Raw genomic sequence first — 15,215 nt, forward strand, 5'->3', positions numbered from 1 at the left:
AGCCAGGTTCGGCGCCGCGCGATCAGCCGCGGCAGCGGACGCTCGACCCGCACGCTCGCGGACCGGGTCGCGCCGGCCCCCGGAGCGGCACCCGATCGATCCGTCACCGGCCCTGCGATCCGAGGCGCTGTGGACCGTGCATGGCCACCAGCCTGGCGCCGGCCGGCGGGCCGGTCGACCGCCGCCGCTTCAGGCCGTGCGGGGGCCGTCCGTTTCAGAGGTCGGGGGCGCCGATGCGCGCGCTGGGCCCGGGGAGCGCCGGATCGGTGCCGCGCATGCCGGCACCATGCCGATGCCGAGCGGAGCATGCTGCCGGGCTGCTGCCGATCCTTCGAGGGATTGCGAGGTCAATATCCGATTCGTATTTCTCACAGAACGGATCGTCAAAACTGTAATTCCGTTCCAGGATCCGTGACTTATGAAATCAGACCTTGATGTCGGGTCGGCGATCGATATGCTGTCGATCCTGAGAAGGCGAAGCTTCCGTTTCCCCTTTGCTTCGATTCTCACACTCAGCCCCGCCGGCTCGAGCCGCGCGGGGCTTTTCGTCGTGCCTCGCGGGCGACCGGTCCGCGGCGATCGCTCCGCATCGGCCGATGGACGCGGTTCGCGACGATCGCGGCCACCCGACATGACGATGCCGGCTCACGGGGAGCCGGCATCGTCGGTCGATCGGTCGTTGGCGATCGGTGTTCGCGATCGGTCTTGGCGATCAGTACTTGCGGACGAGCGGGGTCGGCGCGGCGACCGCGGCGGCGGCGGTGGTGTAGAGCGGCGCGATGAAGCGGACCCAGCCGCGGGTCTCGTCGGCGAACGGGCCGACGCCGCGGTCGGCGACGGTGCGGGTCACCATGAGCTGCGTCTTGAAGATGCCGAAGTCGTAGCCGATCAGGCCGCCGGCCGCGAACGTGCCCTGCTTCTGGTAGTTCGCGTAGATCGCCCGGTTCCGGTTCACCGGCAGGTCGGTGTAGCCGTAGGCCACGGCGCCGATCTCGAACTTGCCGAAGGTCTTGGTCGCGGTCAGGTCGATGTAGAGGCCGTCGGAATTCGGGATCGGGCCGAGGGCGGCGCCGACCTGGCCGCCGAAGCGCGGCGCGTCGTCCACCTGCAGGATGTGAGTGAGCGCGGCGGTCAGGTTCCAGCCTTCGCCGGTGTAGGAGATGCCGCCGGTGTTGCGGATCGAGGTGCCGGCGACCTGCGGCAGCACCGGGGTGGCACCGCCGGCGATGCAGGCGGCGCCGGGAGCGCCGTTGCAGAGCGAGCCGCGGTCGCCGACGCCGACATAGGCGCCGACGAGGTAGGCGGCGCTGATCTTGTTGCCGAGATCCCAGGCGAAGATGTTGCCGATGAATGGGTTGTAGAAGTAGCTCTGGTCCTGGTTGGCGACGCCGGCCGGGTTGTTCGTGCCCACGAACACCGACGGGACCGCGATCACAGGCATGATGGTCGCGCCGAGCACCTTGTAGCCGGTCGACCAGACCAGGATCGGCACGTTGACGCCGACGTCCGGGCTGTTGCGCGCGTCGCCGCGGCCGGTGCTGAAGGTGTTGATCGCGTAGACGCCTTGCGGCAGCGGGCCGTAGGCGAGGCCGACCTGCTCGCCGGGCTGCGTGACCGGACCGGCCTGAACGGTGGTGCTCATGCCGACGGTGAGGGCGACCGCACCTGCGGCAAGCCAGGTCTTCATCATGTTCTCGTTCCTACCCCAGGGATCTCGAATGTCGGGCACGTCGCCTCGAGACCATCGTGCGGAAGCTCGCTTGTCCGGTGCGAGTTCTGTTCGGCGATGGCTCAAGCGCCGTCTTGCGGTCCGACCTCTTCCGTCTCAACCTGGAGAATTATTCTACAGCGTCGCCCAAAAAAATAGCGGTTTCAGGCACCTTAGTGCCAAGATTGGGCCGCCGTTGCACAAAGGCTGCACTTTCCGGGGGCGGCGGCCGGAGCCTCATCAGCACCGCCCGGGCCTGAGCCCCCGATGTGATGCACATCGCCTCGACGCGCGGGCCCGCGACGGCTCGAATAGGATCGAGGACGGCCGATCGATCGGGGTTCGTCCGGGACGTCCGCACGAATAGGGCGGCAATAGGCGGACCCCGCGCCCGAGGGATCCGAACACGGGGGGGACCCGGCTCGCGGCCCGCGTCCGAGAGCGGGCCATCGATCCCCGGCGCAGGGGCCGGACCGCGCCTCGGGCGGGGGAGGGCGGCCGGTCTTTTCGGAAGGGCCCCGGGCGATCCGCGGCGCGCCGTTATCCACCGCCGTGCAGCGTGCGGCCGAAGAGGGCGCGCATCGCGTGCCAGCCCTGCTCGGCGGCGTCGGGATCGTGGACGGGGAAATCCGGCATCATCCAGCCATGCGCGGCGGGATAGGTCCGCGCCGTGTAGCGCACGCCGGCCTGCGCCAGGGCGTGCTCCAGGCGCGCGGCCATCGCGGGCGGATAGCTGTCGTCGTTCTCGGCCGCGGCGATGTGGATCTCCGCCGTCAGCGCGGGCGCGAGCCGGTGGGGGCTCGTCGGCGCATCGGTGGCGAGGTTGCCGCCGTGGAAGCTCGCCGCGGCGGCGAACCGGTCGGGGTAGGTGCCCGCCGCGGCAAGCGCCATGCCGCCCCCCATGCAGAAGCCGACCGCACCGACCCTGCGTCCCGCGACGTCGTCGCGCGTGTCGAGATAGGCCAGGACGGCACCGGTATCCTCCGCGGCCTTGATCGGGTCGGTCGTCGCCATCAGCGGGCCGAGGATGGCGCGGAAGCCGGCCGCCAGGACGTCGCGCGGCACGAACGGCCCGTAGGGGCCGTAGCGGTAGAACAGATCCGGGACGAGGACGACGTAGCCGGCATCGGCGAGCCGCCGCGCCATGTCGAGCATCGCCGGGCGGATGCCGCCGGCGTCCATGTAGAGGATCACCGCCGGCCACGGCCCGCCACCGGCAGGCGTCACGACATGCGTCGGGCAGGCGCCGTCGCGTGTCCGGATCGTGGTCTGCTCGGTCGCCATCGAAGCCTCCTCGGCAGGACATCGGCGATGTCCGCGCCGGACCATCTACGGCCGCGGGCGGACCGGCCGCAAACCCGTCGACCCGGTCGAGCGAAAGGCGCGCGGCGCGGCGGCGCATCGGGCGGATGCGCGGCCTTGGCCGATGCGCGCGATCGGCCAGGGCTTCGCAGGGTTGAGGCTCGCTCCGCGGACCGGTCCCCGCTCACAGGGCCCCGAGCGTCACGGTGCTTGCGCCGAGCTCGGCCGAGGCGGGGACATCGGGCAGCCAGCGCACGGCGCCGGCAGTCGCGAACCCGCCCTGCTTGAGGACCTGGGCGGCATTCGTGGCGATGCCGCGGGTCCGGTAGGCGACGGTGAAGGCGGCCGGCGCCTGGAAGCGCTCGGCCGACGCCTCGGCAACGGATGCGGGCCGCCACCGCGTCAGGTTCGGCACGAGAAGGCCGCCCTGCGCGCGGACGTCGGCGGCGCCGAGCGCCACGCCCGGCACGTGATAGCCCGCACCGAGCACGGCGGGCACGGCGACGGCGTTTCCGGTGGCGGTCGCCTCGGAGGCGGGGGCCGCGGCGAGGGTCCCGATGGTCAGGGCCAGGGCGGCGGCGAGGGTGATGGTGCGGTGGGTCATCCGTCGATCCTCAACTGCGACGGGGTTGCCCGTCGTTCGATGAGGCGAAGATGCGAACGGCCACTGTATCGATCAAACAGATGCGATCGATCCCAAGTATCGATGGCGTAGATATCTCGTCCGTCTTGCGGACGCCGCTCCGCGCCCTCCTTCAGGCATACGGCGATCGGTCGGCCGCAGCGGAGGCGGGCCACGCGTCCGGCGCGCGATCGAGCCCGAGAACCCGAGGCGAGAGACCCGAGGCATCGATCCCATGAACGACCCGATCTCCGCGACCCAGGTCACGATCGAGCACGTGACGCTGCGCTCCCCCAAGTCCTTCGAGGCGGTGCGGTCCGCCTTGGAGGCGTCGGTGCCGCGCCTCGACCACGCCTATGCCGAGCTGCTGCTGGACGGGCAGGTGGACGCGGCGCGCGACCTCCTCGAGCGCCAGGCGCCGCTCTCGATCTTCGGCGCCCGCGACCATGGCGGGCTGCTCCGCACCGCCGGGCTCGTGCGCAAGGCCGTCCAGTACGACATCGGCAACCCGCTGACGGCCGCGCGGATGACCCGGCACGTCCTTTCGGCCGCCCTGTACGCGCCGGTCCGGGTGCTCCTGCGCGAGGATGCCGAGGGCCGCGTCGCGTTCGAGTACGACCGCCCGGCCACCACCTTCGGCCAGTTCGGCAACCCCGAGGTCGACGGCGTCGCGCGCGACCTGGACGAGCAGCTCCGCTGCGTCCTCGCCACGGCGGCCGCCTGATCTCGCCGGACGGGCACGGCGGCCGGCGCGGCCGGATCCTCGCCATCCGGCCGCCCCCGAGGGAGCGGCCGATCGCGGCCCGTGGGCCGACCCATCCGATCGCGCCCGGGTCCGGCGCGAAGGCGTCGCGGCGCGCCTCCGGCCGCCCGTTCCCTCACAACCCCAGCGCGCCGCCGTCCGAGCGCGGGTCGTGCGTCGCCTCGATCCGCCCGTTCCTGGCGTGGCGCACCAGCATGCCGGCGTGGCCGAGCGAGTCGATGTAGGCGCCGCCGAGCTCCTCGATCCGGTGGCCCATGCGCTCGAGGGCGCGGATGCAGGCCGGGTCGAAGCGGTCCTCGACCTTCACCGTCAGCGATTCCGCGCCCCAGGTGCGGCCGTAGAGCAGGCGCGGGGCGTCGACCGCGTCGGCGGGGCCGCGGCCGTAATCGGCGTAGCGGGTGAAGATCTGCGCCTGGAACTGCGGCTGGCCGTCGCCGCCCATCGAGCCGTAGGCCATCACCCGGCCGTCGTCGAAGCAGGCGAGCGCCGGGATCAGGGTGTGGAACGGGCGCCGTCCCGGCTCCAGCGGGTTCACGGCGTCGGCGTCGAGCGAGAACGACGTGCCGCGGTTCTGCCAGTGGATGCCGGTCTTCGGCAGCACGCAGCCCGAGCCGTATTCCCAGTAGATCGACTGGATGTAGGACACGGCCAGGCCGTCGGCGTCGATCGCGCCCATCCACACGGTGTCGCCCTCGCCGGGGTTCCGCAGCGGGATCGCGGCGGCGCGCGCCATGTCCACCTGCGCCGCCTCGCGGGCGAGGCTTTCGGGCGTGAGGTAGGTCGCCGGGTCCGAGGTCAGGCGGTCGTGGTCGGTCACCACCCGGTCGCGGATCGCGAAGGCGCGCTTCGTCGCCTCGATCAGCCCGTGGTAATGCGCCGTGGTCTCCGCCTGGCGGATGTCGAGGCGGTCGACGATGCCGAGGATCAGCAGCGCCGCCAGGCCCTGCGTCGGCGGCGGGAAGTTGTAGAGCGTCGCGTCGCGGCGGCGGATCGAGAGCGGCGCGCGCTCGCGCGGCTGGTAGGCCTTGAGGTCGGCCCGCGTCACCGGCGCGCCGAGGCGCTCGAGGTCGGCGGCGATCTCGCGACCGACGTCGCCGCGGTAGAAGTCGTCGAGCCCGGCATGGGCGAGCTGCTCCAGGGTCGCGGCCAGCGCCGGCAACCTCCGCACGTCGCCCACCGGCCACGGCTTGCCCGCCTTGAGGAACGTCGCGGAAAAGTTCGGGGCGTCGTGGAGGGTGTCGAGCTCCTTCGGCACGTAGCGCCCCTCCGAGGGCGAGACCGGGCAGCCCTCGCGGGCGTGGCGGATCGCGTCGGCGAGCAGCGTCTCCAGCGGAAGCCTGCCGCCGAGCGCCCGCGACAGCTCCAGCGCCAGCCGCCAGCCGCCGACGGCGCCCGCGACCGTGACGCAGGCGTCGGGGCCGCGGGACGGGATGGCGTCGAGCTCGCGCTCACGGTAGCGCGCCCGGGTGGCGAGCGCGCCGGCCGGCCCGCAGGCCTCGATGCCGCGCACCCGGCCGCCCTTCTCGCGCACCAGCCAGAACCCGTCGCCGCCGATGCAGTTCATGTGCGGGTAGACCACGGCGATCGTCGCGGCCATCGCGGTCATCGCCTCGATCGCGTTGCCGCCCTGCGCCAGCACGGTCTGCCCGGCCTGCGCGGCGCGGTGGTGCGGGGCGGCGACGGCGCCGTGGGAGAAGACGGGTGTCTCGGGCATGGTCTCGCTCACGGCTGGCGACGGATCGGCCGGCTGTACGAAAACCGTGCCGCGGGCGCAAAGCCGCGGGTCTCGACGAAGGGATCGCGCGAAGCGCCGACGCGGCCCCCGCTCCCGTCCGGGAGAGGTCGGGGTGCGACCTGTCCGGAAAGACCTGTCCCCTCACCGTGTCCCTCTCCCGCATCCAAGTCGGGTCTCTCCGACTTGGACACACGACGAGCAGGTTTGGGCACACGACGTGCAGATCTCGGGCAAGCCCCAGATCTGTGAGAGCGAGGAGATCCGCGCTTCACCGGCCCTCCGAAGCATCCCTTCGGCCCGGAACCCGGCTGGTGTGCTTAACCTGCACGGGACAGCCCCGTCCGGTGGGGCTAGGATCGGGCCACGAAGGCTTCAGGGTTCAGTCGTGTCGCGTCCAGCCCCCCTTCCGCGCAGCCGCCTGCTCCCTTGCCTCGCCGCCGCGATGCTCGGCCTCCCGACGCTTGCGCAAGCGCAGCAAGCATCGCCGGCGCCCCCGGTCATTCCGGTGATCCGCGAAGGCGCCGGCGGCGACGTGCGGACCTCGGTGGCGCAGCCCGAGACCACGAGCCAGACCTCGGGCGGCTATGCCCGCTCGGTCGAGCCCTATCTCGGGCCGCTCGGCGATCCGTTCGGCCTGCGCCCGGTCCTGAAGGAGCGGGGCATCCAGTACAGCCTCACCTACATCACCGACGTGCTCGGCAACCCGACCGGCGGGATGCGGCAGGGGGCGGTGGTCGAGGACCGGCTGAACCTGCGGCTCTACCTCGACCTCGACAAGCTCGCCGGCTGGCAGGGCGCGAGCGTGCACGCCAACGCCTACTTCATCCACGGCACCGGCCTGTCGCGCTACTACGTCGGCAACCTGCTCGACGTCAGCGTGATCGGGGCGCTGCCCGCGACCCGGCTCTACGTGCTGTGGTTCGACCAGCAGTTCCTCGACGGCAAGCTCGGCCTGCGCATCGGCCAGCAGGCCGCCGACACCGAGTTCTTCGTCAGCCAGACCGCGACGCTGTTCGTGAACTCGAGCTTCGGCTGGCCGGCGATCACCAGCGCCAACCTGCCTTCCGGCGGCCCGGCCTATCCGGTGGCGGCGCCGGCCGTTCGCGTAAAATTCGAGCCCGGCGGCGGCCTGTCGTTCCAGGCCGGGATCTATGACGGCGATCCGGCCGGCGCCAACCGCCCCGGCGACGACGCGGAGGAGCAGCGCCTCAACCGCACCGGCACGAACTTCCGCACGAACGACCCGGCCCTGATCGTGGCCGAGGCGGCCTATTCCTACAACACCGAGAAGGGCTCGACGGCGCTGCCGGGCACGGTGACGTTCGGCGGCTGGCAGCATTTCGGCCGCTTCGACGACCTGCGCCGCGACACGCTCGGCCTGTCCCTCGCCGACCCGGCCTCGTCCGGCGTGCCGCGCCAGCGCCGGGGCAATGCCGGCCTCTACGCGATGATCGACCAGAGCCTGCTGATCGAGCCCGAGAAGGACGACGAGGGCCTGTCGGTGTTCGTGCGCGCCTCGCTCTCGCCGACGCGCTCCAGCCTGATCTCGGCCTACGTCGATGCCGGCCTGGCCTACAAGGGCCTGATCCCGGGGCGCGACGACGACACGATCGGCGCCGGCATCGCCTATGCCCGCTACGCCGACGACGCCCGCCGGGCCGACACCGACACCATCCTGTTCACCGGCACCGCGATCCCGCGGCGGCGGGCCGAGACCGCGCTGGAGGCGACCTACCAGGCGCTGGTGGTGCCGGGCTTCACCGTGCAGCCGGACGTGCAGTACATCATCCGCCCGAGCGGCGGCGTTGCCGACGCGGACGGGCGCCGGCTGAAGAACGCTACCGTGCTCGGGGTGCGGGCGACCGTGCAGTATTGAGCCCGGGCGGCGCGCCGGCCCGCGGCCGCGAGGCCTGCGGGTCAGCCCGGGCCGTCCTCGTCCGGGACGGTGTCGCCGAACGGCACCGTGAGCACGCGCTCGCCGGCCTCGTCGGCGATCTCGAAGCTGCACACCATCCAGTCGCGGATCAGCGTCAGGCGGTCCTGCGCGATCATCCGGCGGGCGACGGCGAGCGCCCGCGCGCGGGCGGCCTCCACGTCGGCGAGCTCGTCGCCCTCCTCGTCGATCGCCAGCCCCGCCGGGCCTTCGCGGTGCCGGACATGGAAGAAGTACCGCGGCATCACAGGCTCCCGATCAACCGGGCGTACTCGCGCTCGGGCAGGCCGTAGCCGTCGTCCACGACCGCCTCCAGCCCTTCGCGGCTCAGGATCGTGATGCGGCCGCGCCGCGCGCGGATCAGGCCGTGCCCCTCCAGGGCCTGGACCGCCAGGGTCGTGCTGCTGCGCTGCGCGCCCAGCATCAGGGACAGGAGCTCGTGGGTGAGCACGAGGTCGTCGCCCTCCAGCCGATCGTGGCACATCAGCAGCCAGCGGGCGAGGCGCACGTCGATGTTGTAGGCCGCGTTGACGAAGGCGGTCTGCGCCGTCTGCAGCATCAGGATCTGGACGAAGCGCAGCAGCAGCCCGCGCAGGGTCGGGCTCTCGTCGACCGCGGCCAGCAGGTCCGCGGTGGCGATGGACAGCATCCCGCCCGGGCTTTGGACGAAGTGGTGGAACGGCGACCGGTCGACGGCGAGCAGCACCGGCGCGGCCCCGACCAGGCCCTCCCGCCCGATCACGCCGATCTCGACCCTGCCGGCGGCCCCGCTGACGATCGAGGCGAGGCTGTCCTCGGGGAAGTACAGCGTCCGGATCGGCTCGTCGGGCGCGATCAGGGTCTGTCGCAGCTCGGTCGCGACCGGCTGCAGGGCCGGCTGGAGCAACGCGAAGTCGGCGGGCGAGAGCGCCCTCAGCAAGCGGTTGCGGACGCTGGATCGCTGCGGTGCCGGCATCGCTCGGTCCCGATCGGGCAAGAGCACGCGCTGTCTCCCGGGCGCCCGCGCCTCGTCTCTCCGGCAGGCGATGGGCCAGATGAGCGCTCGCCCGCGGCGAGGTCAATCGAAAAGTTTCGTGCCTCGATGTTTGTATGATTGCAGGCAGACCCAAGTGTTGGCTATCATACTGAAGCTCCCGTGCCTCTTCCGGGCGGCATTCGCGTATGTCTAGAATTCGAAACCTTGCTCTCTGCGCTGCTCGAAGGGGCGGCCGCCTTCGCGTCCGGAGATCCGAATGAAAGACGTGGCCCAGCAACCGGCGGTGCTGGTCGCCGAAGCCGACGCGATCGTCGCCATGGATCTGAGCGACGCCCTGGAGGGGGCGGGCTACCGGGTGCTCGGGCCGTTCGCGACGGCGGCCGAGGCGCTGCTGTCACTGGAGCGGGAGGCGCCGAGCGTGGCGGTCGTCGACCTGGTGCTCAAGGAAGGACCCTCCGACGCCCTGATCGCGCGGCTGCGCCAGTGCCGGCTGCCCTTCCTCGTCCATTCCGGCCTCGAGCGCGACGACCCCGCCGCCCGCGACGTCCGGGACGAGCCCTGGCTGCGCAAGCCGGCGCTGCCCTGGGACGTGGTGGCCCTGCTCGACGCGCTGACCCTCGACGAGCCGGCCATCGACCAGCCCGCCCTCGACGAGCCGGCTTTGGCCGCCGCCGGATCGGCGCCGGCGCATGAGGGGGCGGTCCATGCGCCCCCGACCCACGTCGAGCCCGTCGGCCGCGCGTCCGCCGGCGATGCGCCGACCGCACCGGTCCGGCGGCTTCGGGCGGCCAGGGGCCGCAACCCGCTCGTGCGCAAGCTCGAGGGCTTCGCGGCCCTGTCGGAGGCCGACGAGGCGCTGCTGGAGCGGATCAGCGCCCCGTCGCGGATCGTCCCGTCGCAGACCGACCTCGCCCGCGAGGGCGACGCGCCGCAGGGCGTGTTCCTGATCCTGGAGGGCATCGCCTGCCGCCACAAGGTGCGCGCCACCGGCACCCGCCAGATCACCGCCTACCTGGTCCCGGGCGACCTCTGCGACCTCGACGTGGCGTTGCTGGACGCGATGGACCACTCGATCACCACGCTGTCGGCCTGCCGCGTGGTGCTGATCCCGCCGAGGACGGTGGTCGAGGTGATGGAGAGCCATCCCCGGATCGCCCGCGCGCTCCGGATGACCACGCTGGTGGACGAGGCGACGCTGCGCGAATGGCTGGTGAACGTCGGCTGCCGCTCGGCCCTGGAGCGGCTCGCGCACCTGTTCTGCGAGCTTCGCATCCGGCTGCAGGTGGTGGGGCTGGCCGAGGACGACAGCTACGACCTGCCGCTCACGCAGCTGGATCTCGCCGACACCACCGGCCTGTCGAACGTGCACCTCAACCGCACGCTGCAGGAGCTGCGCCGGTCCGGGCTCATCGAGTTCCGCGGCAAGCGGGTGCGGATCCTCGACCTGCCCCGGCTGAGGGCGCTGGCCGAATTCAAGCCCAACTACCTCCATCTCGGCGAGCGGGCCGCCGCATGAGCCTGTTCCTGCAGCCCGTGCAGGTCGCCACGGGAAGCGACGACCACGAGAGCCGGCTCGTCTTCTCCGACGGCTTCCTCGTCGCCGTGCTGGTGCGCCTGTCCGACCAGCACGAGGACGGGGCGGGCCGCTGGTTCCTGGAGGCCGGCTTCGGGCCGCTCGACGACCCGCGGGCCCCCGTCTTCGTCGACCTCGACGCGGCACAGGCCTGGATCCGCGACCGGCTCGGCAAATCCTGAACTCGGCAAGTCCTGAACTGGGCAAGTCTTGAGCTGGGCAAGTCCTGGGTTCGGCAAATCCCGAGCTTGCTCCGCCGGGGCGTGCGCCGCGCCGCCCGCAGCGCCCTATCTCCGATCCATGATCATCTTCGATTGGGTCGTCGGCGTCCTGTTCGGCGCGGTGCTTCTGGCCGCTTTCGCGCGGCGGATCGGGGCGCCGTATCCGGCCTTCCTGGCGCTCGGCGGCGTCGGGCTGGCCTTCGTGCCGGGCGTGCCGAACCTCGAGCTCGACCCCGAGCTGGCGCTGGCGCTGTTCCTCGCCCCCGTGCTGATGGATGCCGGCTACGCCACCTCGCTGCGCGACCTGCGGGTGAACTGGCGCCCGATCGCCGGCCTCGCCTTCGGCGCGGTGGCGGTGACGACGATCGCCGTCGCCGTCGTCGCCAAGCTGCTGGTGCCGGGCATGCCGCTCGCCGCCTGCATCGTGCTCGGCGCGATCGTCGCGCCGCCCGACGCGGTGGCCGCGCTCTCGGTGCTGCGCCACGTCTCGCTGCCGCACCGCCTCACCACCATCCTGCGCGGCGAGAGCCTGCTCAACGATGCCGGCTCGCTGCTGATCTACCGCCTCGGCGTCGCGGCCGCCGCGAGCGGCGCCTTCCACGCCTCCGAGGTCGGCCCGACCTTCCTCGTCGGCGTGGTCGCGAGCCTGGTCGTCGGGCCGCTCGCGGGGTTCGCCTTCGTCGCCGGGATGCGGCGGGTGCAGGATGCGGCCAGCACCATCGTGCTGCAGTTCGTAGCCGCCTTCGGCATCTGGATCGCGGCCGAGCGCCTGGAGATGTCGGGGGTGCTGACGCTGGTCGCCTTCGCGATCACCGTGGCGCGCGGCACCCCCGGCATCACCGCGCCGCGCACCCGCATCATCTCCTACGCGGTCTGGAACACCGCGGTGTTCGTGCTCAACGTGCTGGCCTTCGTGCTGATCGGCATCCAGATCGGCCCGATCCTGCAGCGCCTCGCCGGCGCCGACCAGCTCGGCGCGCTCGCGCTCGCCGGCGCGGTCTTCGCCACGGTGGTGCTGGTGCGGATCGCCTGGGTGCTGCCGGCCTCCGCCCTGCCCGGCCTCGCCTTCGCCGAGCCCGGCCGCCACGCCTTCCGCGGCGCGATCGCGGTGTCGTGGGCGGGGATGCGCGGCATCCTCACCATCGCCACGGCGCTCGCTCTGCCGCAGGGCTTCCCCCAGCGCGACCTCATCGTGTTCGCCGCCTTCGGCACGGTGCTCGGCACCCTCGTGGTCCAGGGCCTGACCCTGAACCCGCTGCTCGCCCGGCTCGGCCTCGAGGACGACGACCCGGTCGGCCGCGAGGTGGGCCGCGCCCGGGCCGAAGCCTACCGCGCGGCGCTCGACAGCCTCGAGGGGGCCGAGGACGACGCCGGCACCGAGGCCCTGCGCGAGGAGCTTCGCGGCGCGCTCGCGGCGGCCGAGGACCACGACGAGGGCCGCGCCCCGGAATCGCTGCCCACCGACAGCCTGCGCCGCCGCGCCATCGGCGCCGCCCGCGACACGGTCATGCGCCTGCGCCGCGAGGGCGCGATCGGCGACGACGCCTACTATGTGCTGGAGGAGGAGTTCGATTGGGCCGAATTGAACGCGACTCCGAAATCGGAGACGTGAGATCGGCCAGGACGGATGGGATCACGTGCCGCCACCGTCGGGCTGTATATACCGAAATAGGCTTGCGGACGTCGGGTTTCGGTGTAGACCGGAACCATGAGGTTCGCCTTCGACGAGCCGAAGCGACAGGCGAACATCGTCAAGCACGGCTTCGATCTCGCTGCGTTCGAGGAGGCCTTCAGTTTCGACCGCTTCCTGAACATCGCCGCCAAGCCGAGCCGCACCGGACGCGCCCGCTTCAAGCTGATCGGGACGTGGCACGGGGAAACGGTCGTCGTGGCGATCGTTTCGCCGCTCGGCTCCGAGGTGATCGACGTGATCAGCGTGCGGCGTGCCGGCCGGAAGGAGCGAGCGTCCTATGAGCAAGCGTGATCCTGCCCCGAGCTACGTCCCGAACGACGCCTATACCCAGGCGGATTGGGATGCCGTGTCCGACACGCCGCCCCTGACCGATGCGGAGCTGGCGCGCGCCAGGCCCGGCGTCGAAGGGATGCCGCCCGCGATGGCCGAGGCCTTCACCAAGAGGGCCGGCCGGCCGAAGGTCGAGCGGCGCAGCGTCCCGGTCTCCCTGCGCGTGCCGGCGGAGGTGCTGGACGCCTACAAGGCGGGCGGGCCGGGCTGGCAGACGCGAATGAACGCGGCGCTCGCAGCCGGGCTGGCGACGCACACCCAACGCGACCCTCGCCCTGATCGGAATCGCGCCGTTCACGACGGGACGCAGGCGCCCTCGGCCGAGCGGCGCGCGATCAAGCGCACCGCCTGACCGCAAAGGCGAGGGACGCGCCCTAGAACATTGTCCGTGATCACCAGGTCACGGACAATGTTCTCCCTTGTTGTGATGTCGCACTGTCTTCACGCGAGCCGGCATCCACCTCGCTCGAAAAGGCTTCAGACCTGCGCGCCCACGCGTGCCTCGATCGTGTCCCACACGCTCACGGCGAGGTCCGGGCCGCCCAGGCGCTTGATCGCGCGGATGCCGGTCGGGGAGGTGACGTTGATCTCGGTGAGGTGCCCGTCGATCACGTCGATGCCGACGAGGATCAGGCCGCGGCGGCGCAGCTCCGGGCCGATCGTGGCGCAGATCTCGCGCTCCCGCTCGGTCAGGTCGGAGGGCCGGGCGGCGCCGCCGCGGACCATGTTGGAGCGGATGTCGTTCAGGGCCGGCACGCGGTTGATCGCGCCCATCGGCTCGCCGTCGACCAGGATGATGCGCTTGTCGCCCTCGGTGATCTTCTCGAGGAAGCGCTGCACCACCCACGCCTCGCGGAAGGTGACCGAGAACAGGTCGAACATCGAGCCGAAGTTCGGGTCGGTCTCGGAGACGCGGAACACCGCCGCGCCGCCGTGGCCGTGCAGCGGCTTCATCGCCACGGTGCCGTGCTCGCGGCGAAAGTCCTCGATCTCCGCCTTGTCGCGGGAGATCAGCGTCGGCGGCATCAGGTCGGGGAAGTCGAGGACGAAGAGCTTCTCCGGCGCGTTGCGGACTTCGGCCGGGTTGTTCACCACCAGCGTCTGCGGGTGGATCTTCTCCAGCATGTGGGTCGCGGTGATGTAGGCCATGTCGAAGGGCGGGTCCTGGCGCATCAGCACCACGTCGGCCTCCGACAGGTCGATCCGCTCGATCTCGCCGAGCGTCGCGTGCGCGCCCTCCACGTCCTGCACGGTCAGCGCCTGCACCCGCGCGGTGACGCGGCGGCCCTGCATCGAGAGCCGGTCGGGGGTGTAGTAGATCAGCCGGTGGCCGCGCGCCTGCGCCTCGAGCAGCAGGGCGAAGGTGGTGTCGCCGGCGATGCGGATCGCCTGGATCGGGTCCATCTGGACCGCAACGGTCAAAGCCATGTCGTCGGGCTCCACTCATGACGCGGCCGGCTCCCTGGGGAATCGCCGCATCCCCCCGGACCGAGCCGGCCGCTCGTCGTCCCCATCGTCGCTTCGGGCGCGTCGCGGACGCGCCCGGACCGCTCAATCCTCCGGCATCGACTTGCCGCCGGTGCGCTTGTCGTAGTCGCCGATGGCGTTGCGGCACTCGGGCGACAGGCGCTTGCGGTTGCGCGTCATGCAGGCCTCGGCCGCCGGGCTGTTCGGGTCGACGCCCGCGCAGAGGCGGAAATAGTCGTTGGCGCAGCCGAGCTGCAGCCCCTGGTCCTCGCGCTGGGCCTGCGCCGGGCTGCCGGCGAGCGCCAGCAGGGCGAGCGGGAGGGCCGCCAGCGCCACGGGGCGGAGCATCCGGGGCAGCTTTGCGCCACGGGCGTGTCGAAACGTGTCCAGTCGCATCCAGCGTGGTCCTTGCTTGTCGGTCATGGAATCCCGGGCGGCGGGTCCGCGAGGGGCGCATCCGCGAATGGCACGGCATATCGGGCCCGACGGTCGCTAGGCAAGCGCCCTGACCGTGCGACGGTTCCGCTTCGGCCGCTCCGCTACCGCAACGCAGCATCGGCCGCGATCCCCCGGCGACGGCGTCCGCCGGCACGGATCGGCCCGGCGCAGAAGAAGGGCCCCGCCCGGGTCGCGAGCAGGGCCCAGTCGTTGGGAGGAAACGCCCGCCATGGGCGGATCCGATCCTGCAAGGGGCAGGCCAACGGCGTGCCGGGGCCGGCACGCGCCGCGCGATGCGGCCCCGCACGCCGTTCGGGCGCGCGCGCCTCCGGGAAACGATGCGTTAACCATGGCGTGCTGATCTGCCGGCCATCGACACGCCGTCGCCCTTGCCGACGCCCCGCCCCGGGGCCCGGGCGCGATGCCCGGATCAGCCGACAGGTGCCCCCCATGA

15 protein-coding genes are annotated in these 15,215 nt (G+C 72.0%); 7 read left to right on the plus strand and 8 right to left on the minus strand.

Annotated elements, in window-relative coordinates; translation table 11 throughout:
* Nucleotides 1-712 precede the first annotated feature (712 nt).
* From FV230_RS14090 to FV230_RS14100, 3 genes are all read right to left on the minus strand, one after another.
* Nucleotides 713-1,690, minus strand: coding sequence for a transporter (locus tag FV230_RS14090; RefSeq protein WP_147842835.1), 978 nt, complete (start codon nt 1,688-1,690; stop codon nt 713-715).
* Nucleotides 1,691-2,248: 558 nt separating this feature from the next.
* Nucleotides 2,249-2,992 carry a dienelactone hydrolase family protein gene (locus FV230_RS14095; protein ID WP_147842836.1) on the minus strand — a complete coding sequence of 248 codons (744 nt, stop codon included), beginning with the start codon at nt 2,990-2,992 and terminating at the stop codon, nt 2,249-2,251.
* A 202-nt stretch (nt 2,993-3,194) separates the two neighbouring features.
* Nucleotides 3,195-3,614, minus strand: coding sequence for a hypothetical protein (locus tag FV230_RS14100; RefSeq protein WP_147728803.1), 420 nt, complete (start codon nt 3,612-3,614; stop codon nt 3,195-3,197).
* 253 nt (nt 3,615-3,867) lie between these two features.
* On the opposite strand from FV230_RS14100, the gene FV230_RS14105 reads away from it, so the two are divergent.
* A complete protein-coding gene (locus tag FV230_RS14105) occupies nt 3,868-4,356 on the plus strand; it encodes a DUF302 domain-containing protein (protein ID WP_147842837.1) in 489 nt (162 codons plus the stop codon).
* Nucleotides 4,357-4,510: 154 nt separating this feature from the next.
* Here the strand turns inward: FV230_RS14105 and FV230_RS14110 are convergent, their stop codons facing one another.
* Nucleotides 4,511-6,109 carry a gamma-glutamyltransferase family protein gene (locus tag FV230_RS14110; protein WP_147842838.1) on the minus strand — a complete coding sequence of 533 codons (1,599 nt, stop codon included), beginning with the start codon at nt 6,107-6,109 and terminating at the stop codon, nt 4,511-4,513.
* Nucleotides 6,110-6,572: 463 nt separating this feature from the next.
* On the opposite strand from FV230_RS14110, the gene FV230_RS14115 reads away from it, so the two are divergent.
* Nucleotides 6,573-8,006, plus strand: a complete 1,434-nt coding sequence (locus FV230_RS14115) for a carbohydrate porin (RefSeq protein ID WP_147842845.1) — start codon at nt 6,573-6,575, stop codon at nt 8,004-8,006.
* Nucleotides 8,007-8,047: 41 nt separating this feature from the next.
* On the opposite strand, the gene FV230_RS14120 is transcribed toward FV230_RS14115, so the two are convergent.
* Both FV230_RS14120 and FV230_RS14125 read right to left on the minus strand, forming a co-directional pair.
* The gene (locus FV230_RS14120; protein WP_147728908.1) at nt 8,048-8,308 is read right to left on the minus strand and encodes a hypothetical protein; all 261 of its coding nucleotides are present in this window, start codon (nt 8,306-8,308) and stop codon (nt 8,048-8,050) included.
* Entirely contained in the window at nt 8,308-9,018 is a 711-nt protein-coding gene (locus FV230_RS14125) for a Crp/Fnr family transcriptional regulator (protein WP_147842839.1), read from the minus strand. Before FV230_RS14125 ends, FV230_RS14120 begins: the two co-directional genes overlap by 1 nt.
* Before the next feature lie 277 nt (nt 9,019-9,295).
* Here FV230_RS14125 and FV230_RS14130 point away from each other — a divergent pair, with 277 nt between their 5' ends.
* From FV230_RS14130 to FV230_RS14150, 5 genes are all read left to right on the plus strand, one after another.
* The gene (locus FV230_RS14130) at nt 9,296-10,555 is read left to right on the plus strand and encodes a helix-turn-helix domain-containing protein (protein WP_147842840.1); all 1,260 of its coding nucleotides are present in this window, start codon (nt 9,296-9,298) and stop codon (nt 10,553-10,555) included.
* Nucleotides 10,552-10,794: a hypothetical protein gene (locus FV230_RS14135; protein ID WP_147728911.1), complete on the plus strand. Its 243-nt coding sequence runs from the start codon at nt 10,552-10,554 to the stop codon at nt 10,792-10,794. Before FV230_RS14130 ends, FV230_RS14135 begins: the two co-directional genes overlap by 4 nt.
* Before the next feature lie 118 nt (nt 10,795-10,912).
* Nucleotides 10,913-12,445 carry a sodium:proton antiporter gene (locus tag FV230_RS14140; protein ID WP_147842841.1) on the plus strand — a complete coding sequence of 511 codons (1,533 nt, stop codon included), beginning with the start codon at nt 10,913-10,915 and terminating at the stop codon, nt 12,443-12,445.
* Nucleotides 12,446-12,541: 96 nt separating this feature from the next.
* Nucleotides 12,542-12,817, plus strand: a complete 276-nt coding sequence (locus FV230_RS14145) for a BrnT family toxin (RefSeq protein ID WP_147842842.1) — start codon at nt 12,542-12,544, stop codon at nt 12,815-12,817.
* Nucleotides 12,804-13,208 carry a BrnA antitoxin family protein gene (locus FV230_RS14150; RefSeq protein WP_147842843.1) on the plus strand — a complete coding sequence of 135 codons (405 nt, stop codon included), beginning with the start codon at nt 12,804-12,806 and terminating at the stop codon, nt 13,206-13,208. The genes FV230_RS14145 and FV230_RS14150 overlap by 14 nt, the downstream gene beginning before the upstream one ends.
* A 125-nt stretch (nt 13,209-13,333) precedes the next feature.
* Here FV230_RS14150 and gshB read toward each other — a convergent pair whose 3' ends face one another.
* Both gshB and FV230_RS14160 read right to left on the minus strand, forming a co-directional pair.
* Entirely contained in the window at nt 13,334-14,284 is a 951-nt protein-coding gene (gene gshB / locus FV230_RS14155) for a glutathione synthase (protein WP_147842844.1), read from the minus strand.
* Between the two features lie 123 nt (nt 14,285-14,407).
* Nucleotides 14,408-14,671: a hypothetical protein gene (locus FV230_RS14160; RefSeq protein ID WP_147729324.1), complete on the minus strand. Its 264-nt coding sequence runs from the start codon at nt 14,669-14,671 to the stop codon at nt 14,408-14,410.
* Nucleotides 14,672-15,215: the final 544 nt, after the last annotated feature.

It is taken from the genome of Methylobacterium sp. WL6 (assembly GCF_008040095.1).
In the GTDB taxonomy this organism is placed as follows: domain Bacteria; phylum Pseudomonadota; class Alphaproteobacteria; order Rhizobiales; family Beijerinckiaceae; genus Methylobacterium.

What these genes read in the sequence shown, in the direction of transcription:
- FV230_RS14120 (WP_147728908.1), bottom strand. Translation starts at nt 8,308, where the DNA reads ATGCCGCGGTACTTCTTCCATGTCCGGCACCGCGAAGGCCCGGCGGGG.
- FV230_RS14110 (WP_147842838.1), bottom strand. Translation starts at nt 6,109, where the DNA reads ATGCCCGAGACACCCGTCTTCTCCCACGGCGCCGTCGCCGCCCCGCAC.
- FV230_RS14125 (WP_147842839.1), bottom strand. Translation starts at nt 9,018, where the DNA reads ATGCCGGCACCGCAGCGATCCAGCGTCCGCAACCGCTTGCTGAGGGCG.
- FV230_RS14100 (WP_147728803.1), bottom strand. Translation starts at nt 3,614, where the DNA reads ATGACCCACCGCACCATCACCCTCGCCGCCGCCCTGGCCCTGACCATC.
- FV230_RS14090 (WP_147842835.1), bottom strand. Translation starts at nt 1,690, where the DNA reads ATGATGAAGACCTGGCTTGCCGCAGGTGCGGTCGCCCTCACCGTCGGC.
- FV230_RS14135 (WP_147728911.1), top strand. Translation starts at nt 10,552, where the DNA reads ATGAGCCTGTTCCTGCAGCCCGTGCAGGTCGCCACGGGAAGCGACGAC.
- FV230_RS14145 (WP_147842842.1), top strand. Translation starts at nt 12,542, where the DNA reads ATGAGGTTCGCCTTCGACGAGCCGAAGCGACAGGCGAACATCGTCAAG.
- FV230_RS14105 (WP_147842837.1), top strand. Translation starts at nt 3,868, where the DNA reads ATGAACGACCCGATCTCCGCGACCCAGGTCACGATCGAGCACGTGACG.
- gshB (WP_147842844.1), bottom strand. Translation starts at nt 14,284, where the DNA reads ATGGCTTTGACCGTTGCGGTCCAGATGGACCCGATCCAGGCGATCCGC.
- FV230_RS14130 (WP_147842840.1), top strand. Translation starts at nt 9,296, where the DNA reads ATGAAAGACGTGGCCCAGCAACCGGCGGTGCTGGTCGCCGAAGCCGAC.
- FV230_RS14095 (WP_147842836.1), bottom strand. Translation starts at nt 2,992, where the DNA reads ATGGCGACCGAGCAGACCACGATCCGGACACGCGACGGCGCCTGCCCG.
- FV230_RS14140 (WP_147842841.1), top strand. Translation starts at nt 10,913, where the DNA reads ATGATCATCTTCGATTGGGTCGTCGGCGTCCTGTTCGGCGCGGTGCTT.
- FV230_RS14115 (WP_147842845.1), top strand. Translation starts at nt 6,573, where the DNA reads ATGCTCGGCCTCCCGACGCTTGCGCAAGCGCAGCAAGCATCGCCGGCG.
- FV230_RS14150 (WP_147842843.1), top strand. Translation starts at nt 12,804, where the DNA reads ATGAGCAAGCGTGATCCTGCCCCGAGCTACGTCCCGAACGACGCCTAT.
- FV230_RS14160 (WP_147729324.1), bottom strand. Translation starts at nt 14,671, where the DNA reads ATGCTCCGCCCCGTGGCGCTGGCGGCCCTCCCGCTCGCCCTGCTGGCG.